1 protein-coding gene and 1 pseudogene are annotated in these 1,563 nt (G+C 35.5%); both read right to left on the bottom strand.

The features are described from left to right. Positions 1-207 precede the first annotated feature (207 nt). A complete protein-coding gene (locus CER18_RS09645) occupies positions 208-777 on the bottom strand; it encodes an SMI1/KNR4 family protein (RefSeq protein WP_100129740.1) in 570 nt (189 codons plus the stop codon). Between the two features lie 49 nt (positions 778-826). Further along, positions 827-1,362, bottom strand: a pseudogene (locus CER18_RS09640) (HNH/ENDO VII family nuclease); the annotation flags it as partial. Positions 1,363-1,563: the final 201 nt, after the last annotated feature.

Here is a 1,563-nt window from a genome sequence, read left to right as displayed (position 1 = left end):
CTTTTTTACTTAAAAGTGAGCACTTCCTCTCCCAAAATTGAGAGTAATCGGAGAACAATGTCTCACTAAAATCAAGTTCTACTCACAACGAGCTGCTGTGGTTCTACTAAGCTTTTTTCTATCGTTTAAGTTGCAGTAAACAATATCATCACTAGGAATCCTGCTCCTCAATACTTATAAAGACTATATATTTCATCACTACCAATGTCATCTCCTCCATAGTTTTTTCCAAAAACTCTTGTAAAAAGGGATAGGTTGCGGACTGGGAGTATTCTCGGTCTTTTCAATCGGTTGATCACCATCAAGTATCTCTTCTCCCGCATGTACTATAATTCTTTTACAAAGGAACTCATAAAAATTGCTCGCGTAATATTCGCAATCTTCAGATGTATACTTGAGATAGAGTGGACATTCTCCATCCCTAAACTGTGTATAATCAAAGTAAAAGGTTTCACCAAAATCAGCATCACAAACGATAAGCTGTTCTGGTGTCGTAAAACCACGTTTTCTATCATTTAAGTTTTGAAAAACAATGTCGTTAACAGAAACACCTATAGGATGCTCATAAAGACTATAGATTTCCTCACCACCAATGTCCCCGCCTTTATAATGCTTTAAAAAACTCTTGTAAGACGAGGTGAATTGTAAACCAAGAACTTTCTCTGCCTTTTCAATCACGAGATTATTAACTACATTTTCTTCAGAACAAAAATTGACAATATCACCATCATATTTATCAACTAATTCTATGACATCATTTAAGGTATAGGTTTTCATCGATTATTTCTCCAAACTTCTTTTTTCTCTTTTCATCAACCGTAGAGCATTACTGCCGATGCTCCTGTTCCCATCTGTTAAAATCTATACCTATGATACCCCATCTCATATCAATTATTCCTCCTAAATTAGTGTTTTTTTGTTCTCTATACCCTTTAGCGCGTTCCTTCCAATATTCCTCTCTCCATTTTTTAAACTTTTCTCTCTCTATAAGTGATTGATGTTTTTTGGGATTATTATGAATCACAGAAGTATATTTTTTATGAGATTCATGGCTCATTTCTGCTATGGGTCCCTCAGGCGTTTGCGATAGATGATGCAGCTCAACGGGCTTACCATCAAAACCTATAGGTGCTCTTCCTGTTTCCATTCTCTCAACATTGGTGCCCCATATTGTTTCCTGTTTTTCAGTCCATTTAACTCTTTTGTTAGGATCAAACAAATCGTCTCTCTTATAGACTTTGTTTGTCTGACCAAATTTGCTATCGGTAAATTTAATGGGATTCTTTTTCAACCAACTCTTTTTTCTTGAGCAGCAAGGTTGGTCAATTCTTTCTTCACTGCAAGTTTGGCAGGATCTTTTTTACTTAAAAGTGAGCACTTCCTCTCCCAAAATTGAGAGTAATCGGAGAACAATGTCTCACTAAAATCAAGTTCTACTCACAACGAGCTGCTGTGGTTCTACTAAGCTTTTTTCTATCGTTTAAGTTGCAGTAAACAATATCATCACTAGGAATCCTGCTCCTCAATACTTATAAAGACTATATATTATAAAGACTATATATT

It is taken from the genome of Bartonella tribocorum, assembly GCF_002777915.1.
GTDB classification, from domain to species: domain Bacteria; phylum Pseudomonadota; class Alphaproteobacteria; order Rhizobiales; family Rhizobiaceae; genus Bartonella; species Bartonella tribocorum_A.
Note: the sequence above shows the minus strand (reverse complement) of the source record. Positions and strands in the feature narration are given on the sequence as shown.

Excerpts from the sequence above, each read along its gene's own strand:
- CER18_RS09645 (WP_100129740.1), bottom strand. The coding sequence starts at position 777 with ATGAAAACCTATACCTTAAATGATGTCATAGAATTAGTTGATAAATAT.